Annotated in this window: 8 protein-coding genes; 3 read left to right on the top strand and 5 right to left on the bottom strand. The window is 50.5% G+C overall.

What is annotated here, in order from left to right; genetic code table 11:
• Nucleotides 1–254 precede the first annotated feature (254 nt).
• The 4 genes from HPY90_RS15160 to HPY90_RS15145 form a co-directional block, all read right to left on the bottom strand.
• Nucleotides 255–437 (bottom strand): DUF5615 family PIN-like protein, encoded by a 183-nt coding sequence (locus HPY90_RS15160; protein ID WP_287195730.1) that lies wholly within the window; start codon nt 435–437, stop codon nt 255–257.
• The gene (locus tag HPY90_RS15155) at nt 434–685 is read right to left on the bottom strand and encodes a DUF433 domain-containing protein (RefSeq protein ID WP_287195728.1); all 252 of its coding nucleotides are present in this window, start codon (nt 683–685) and stop codon (nt 434–436) included. The genes HPY90_RS15160 and HPY90_RS15155 overlap by 4 nt, the downstream gene beginning before the upstream one ends.
• Before the next feature lie 31 nt (nt 686–716).
• Nucleotides 717–1049, bottom strand: coding sequence for a hypothetical protein (locus HPY90_RS15150; protein WP_287195726.1), 333 nt, complete (start codon nt 1047–1049; stop codon nt 717–719).
• A 202-nt stretch (nt 1050–1251) separates the two neighbouring features.
• On the bottom strand, nt 1252–1395 hold the full coding sequence (locus HPY90_RS15145; protein ID WP_287195724.1) for a hypothetical protein: 144 nt from the start codon (nt 1393–1395) through the stop codon (nt 1252–1254).
• Between the two features lie 343 nt (nt 1396–1738).
• Between HPY90_RS15145 and HPY90_RS15140 the strand changes: the two genes are divergently transcribed.
• From HPY90_RS15140 to HPY90_RS15130, 3 genes are all read left to right on the top strand, one after another.
• Complete coding sequence (locus tag HPY90_RS15140) at nt 1739–2002, top strand: PadR family transcriptional regulator (protein WP_287195722.1); 264 nt, start codon at nt 1739–1741, stop codon at nt 2000–2002.
• A 71-nt stretch (nt 2003–2073) separates the two neighbouring features.
• On the top strand, nt 2074–2742 hold the full coding sequence (locus tag HPY90_RS15135) for an ABC transporter ATP-binding protein (protein ID WP_287195721.1): 669 nt from the start codon (nt 2074–2076) through the stop codon (nt 2740–2742).
• A gap of 63 nt (nt 2743–2805) precedes the next feature.
• A complete protein-coding gene (locus HPY90_RS15130) occupies nt 2806–3639 on the top strand; it encodes an ABC transporter permease (RefSeq protein ID WP_287195719.1) in 834 nt (277 codons plus the stop codon).
• Between the two features lie 59 nt (nt 3640–3698).
• Here the strand turns inward: HPY90_RS15130 and HPY90_RS15125 are convergent.
• A partial coding sequence (locus tag HPY90_RS15125) for a transposase (protein ID WP_287195717.1) occupies nt 3699–4112 on the bottom strand: 414 nt, incomplete at its 5' end.

Here is a 4112-nt window from a genome sequence, read left to right as displayed (position 1 = left end):
CCAAGAAGCCTCTTGCCCCCGTCGGGTTTCGGGATTTCGACCCTCCGCACGGGCTTCGGCTCATAGGTCCCTCTTAGCAGTTGTTCTTTGATGGTGCCCCAGTGCTCCCATAGGTATGGTAAAAGGAATTTCACTTCCATACCGTCTATAAAGAAACCTGTACTGGTCTCTGGTTCAGTAACGACTGGGCTCGGGCCACTATTGGTTAATCAGCTCTCATCTTCCTCGCCATAGACGCTGGACGACGGGTTTGGCTACAGTCCTATTGACAAAAACACCGCTGTAATAACAATACGGTTCTCCCGTGTCGCCCATTCAAGCACTTCGTCATCGGTCATCGACGGATTCACACTGCGTACTTCAGCCACGTCGTGGCCGAGGCTCTCCAGCCAGGCGCGTAGCCTGCCACCGGCACACACGTCAAGGAGAAACTTCATGGCGTCGCCTCGACATTCACGTTTTCGATGGCTTCATTCGCTACAAGCGCGCATGCGTAAACAAGGCACGCCCTTACGTCGTCCGGTTCAAGTTCCGGGTAATCCTCCAGTATTTCTTCCAGCGTCATCCCTTGTGCCAGCAGGGATAGCACGTTTTCTACTTTGATCCGCATACCGCGAATTATCGGTTTTCCTCCGAAAATCTTAGGGTTAACAGTAATCCGATTCAGCAAATCCTTAAGTTCCACCGATCAGACACCTCTTTTTGCAGCAGTAGTCTTAGTGTATTTCTTGTTCTATTGTATCATGTGGCACTCCGGAAACCGAACATGGTTTTGCCAAACTCAAGTTTGCGGGCACCCTTAACATAAATCCCGCGATACCAACAGTTTTCTGGAACAGGATAGCCTTCTGGTCAATCTCCGCTTTGGTTCCCTCAATTCTGAGAAACCTTCTGTAGGCGTTGTTCCCAATGAGAGTCTTCAATCCGCCTTCGGCTATGCGCTGGCTAAGCTGCTCCACTACCTGGTCTACCGTTGATACGAACATTTTTGAGCTTAACCCGCAGACTTGACCATAACTATCGCTTCGGGCTCGATGAATAACTGGCATCCCCTGGCCGCCGCGCTGATCGAAATAAACGGCCACTGCAGGGCGCTTGTATCGAGGTATACCGGGTGCTTTTTCCTGGTTCCTATCGGCGAAACCCAATGGGAATTATAGCCCATCCTTCAGCAAAATAACCGGTCCTGCTACGGGGAAATAACGTACACCAACCAGTCACGCACTAGACAGCGGCCTCCCACTAGGCCAATTACTGAAAAAGTTGTACCTTGAGCCCGTCTTTGAGGTCGCTTAAATCATTGATGGCACAGAACAATGCTGCCTCGGCATACCAAGCCTGGTTATTAATATCCAGGTAGTAATCGCTGGGCAGAGGCTGCTTGATAAAGCGCATGTTGCCATAGTCCAACCGAAACGCTCGGACCTAAACACAAGCCGCTTGAGCCCGGGTTACAACTGCTTCCGGAGCGAAGACGCGAATCCCTGACTAGTAATACTAGTACCTTGCATCACGCCTCGATTGTATAACTCCTGAATAGCCTGCTGGTAACGCTGAAAACCCTAAACCTCGGGTGAAGGGCATTGAATGGCACCGCCGGTTGACCGAAAGGCGCTGTCATATAGACTTGATTCAACTAAGTTCTTGATATATATTGTTATCAAATCTAGATATCAAGATTTTGATATAAAGGGAGGTGGTTTAAATCATCAAGTATTTGCTAAACGGATTCTTGAGAATGCATATCTTATATCACTGTACCCAGGGGCCGGTGTACGGAGCACAGATGATCGACGAGTTAAAACGGCACGGTTATCGGGTAGGCCCGAGCCATATATACCCGATACTGCATGAAATGAAAAAAGGTAACCTGGTAGAGTCTAAGCACACAGTGGAAGGTGGCAGACGCCGGATCTACTACCTTGCCACCGAGCAAGGCGAAGCCGTCCTGGAGGAATGTAAGAAGTGGCTGAGGGAATTGGTGTCGGAGATTCTGGAATAGGGTTAGGCATGAAGGGTCAAGCAAAAGCTTTGATCCGCCTACAATCAATGGCGGCAAAGGAGGCATGAAATGTGACCAAGCTTCTTGAATTTAGGGACCTTTCCCGATCCTTTCCGGGTAGTCATCTTAAAGTAACAGTGTCGGGTACCTTAAGACCTGGAGAAGTACTGGTTCTGAAAGGCCCTTCAGGCTCTGGGAAGTCCACCATCCTTCGTATCCTAGCCCGACTCATCCCGGCAGACACTGGTGAAGTCTATTTTGAAGGCCGACCGTGGATGAGCATACCTCCTCAGGAATGGCGTTCAGCCGTTCACTATGTCCCGCAAAGACCAGTCATGTTTCCGGGCACGGTCCAAGATAACCTGTTGCTTCCTTTTGCCCTCGCATTCCGGCGGAAGAAAAAATCCGTTCCCGCAACAGAATACCGTTATCTCATGGAGCAGGTCGGACTGAGCGACAAACTTCTTTTCCAAAATGCCTCGACTCTATCTGGAGGAGAAGCCGCCCGCGTCAGTTTGATCAGGGCTCTGCTCACGGGTCCCCGCGTCCTCATGCTAGACGAACCCACTGCCTACCTCGACACACAGAGCCAGGCTCACGTCATGAAGTCGCTTCAGCGTTGGGTAGAAGAAAGGCCTGAAAACGGTGTGATTTTGGTGTCCCATAAGGAAGAAGACCTACGGTTTTTGGGGCGATTTTCGCTTGTAAACCTGGAACCACACTCTACACTTGAAACATAGCTGCACCAAGAAAGCGGAAAATACGCTTGAGGATTACCTGCCACGAACAAGGAGGACAAGAAGATGAACAACGCCTACATACCTATTTCCGAGTTTAAGCTGGCTCTGAGCATGATCCTGATCCTCATTACCGGAACCATCTCCGCCCTGCTTCAATTGGGTTTGTTGAAGTCATTGGTGTGGGGGACTGTTCGCGCCTTTGTCCAGCTCTCGATAATTGGCTCCGTGCTCATGTATGTATTCAAAATCGACAATTTGGCTGTGATATTGGTCATCATCCTTTTGATGTGCTGGGTAGCGAGCAGAGAAGCTATTCGCCGGACACCTGAAGCTCCTTTCAACACGTCGGTTGTCTCTTTCCTCGCTTTAACCGCCAGCACCTTCATCGTTGGCCTCATAGTGGTAGTTATCATCATTTCACCTGAGCCTTGGTACTCAGCCCGCATAAGCGTTCCTATTTTCGGTATGATCCTGGGAAACTCGATGAACGGAATTGCTCTTTCCCTTGATCGGATGTTAAGCGAAGTAAAAGCCCATATAGAAGAGATAGAACAACTGGTCTGCTTTGGTGCGACTCCTTGGGAAGCCATCGTCCCTTACGTAAGAAAGGCCGTTATGGCCGGGATGACCCCGACCATAAACGGGCTCATGGTGGTAGGTCTGGTAAGCCTACCCGGAATGATGACAGGCCAGATACTGGCCGGCATGGACCCAACCGAGGCGGTCCGATACCAGTTTGTGGTTATGGCTATGGTAGCAGCTGCGGTCGGTATAGGATGCCTCATCATTGTTCTACTTTCGTATCGAAGGCTTTTCAACCAAGACCAAGCCTTGGTTCAGCCCGCATACTACTCCCAGAGGCCGAGGCACAATGCGGGAAAAAATAAGCTAAAATGAACGCATGGAAGAGCGATGTCCTTGTCAATGGACCTGTTGCCAAACCCATTGTCCGACGTCTACGGCAAGGAAGATGGGAGCTGATTAACCAATAGTGGCCCAAGCGCAGTCGTTACTAAACCGGAAACCTGTCCAGGTTCCTTTCGTTTTCGTCCAACCTCTTTTACCAGTTGCCTGATGTTGTGCACCGCTAAGGCTAACAGGACCTGAGTGTGTACCTTCGTCGTACCACGTAGGGTTGCACGGCGCAGTCCTCGCGGACCTTTCATCTCCGCGAACACGGTCTCGGGCCAGTATGTGCGCTGCTTGAGGCTTGTTCTCGCACGTTCCGTCTTTAAGTGGCTCTCTACCCGGAAAAGAAGTTCTTCGTCCATGTACCGCTTTATCGCTGGTCGTTTAGCCTTACACAGTGTACCGTGGTGGGGACACCCTTTACACGCTAGACGGTGTACCTTGTACACTACCGAGCCGTC

It is taken from the genome of Syntrophothermus sp., assembly GCF_013314835.1.
In the GTDB taxonomy this organism is placed as follows: Bacteria; Bacillota; Syntrophomonadia; order Syntrophomonadales; family Syntrophothermaceae; genus Syntrophothermus; species Syntrophothermus lipocalidus.
Note: the sequence above shows the minus strand (reverse complement) of the source record. Positions and strands in the feature narration are given on the sequence as shown.

Coding starts and splice junctions, on each gene's coding strand:
- HPY90_RS15160 (WP_287195730.1), bottom strand. CDS start 437: ATGAAGTTTCTCCTTGACGTGTGTGCCGGTGGCAGGCTACGCGCCTGG.
- HPY90_RS15150 (WP_287195726.1), bottom strand. CDS start 1,049: ATGCCAGTTATTCATCGAGCCCGAAGCGATAGTTATGGTCAAGTCTGC.
- HPY90_RS15145 (WP_287195724.1), bottom strand. CDS start 1,395: ATGCGCTTTATCAAGCAGCCTCTGCCCAGCGATTACTACCTGGATATT.
- HPY90_RS15140 (WP_287195722.1), top strand. CDS start 1,739: ATGCATATCTTATATCACTGTACCCAGGGGCCGGTGTACGGAGCACAG.
- HPY90_RS15130 (WP_287195719.1), top strand. CDS start 2,806: ATGAACAACGCCTACATACCTATTTCCGAGTTTAAGCTGGCTCTGAGC.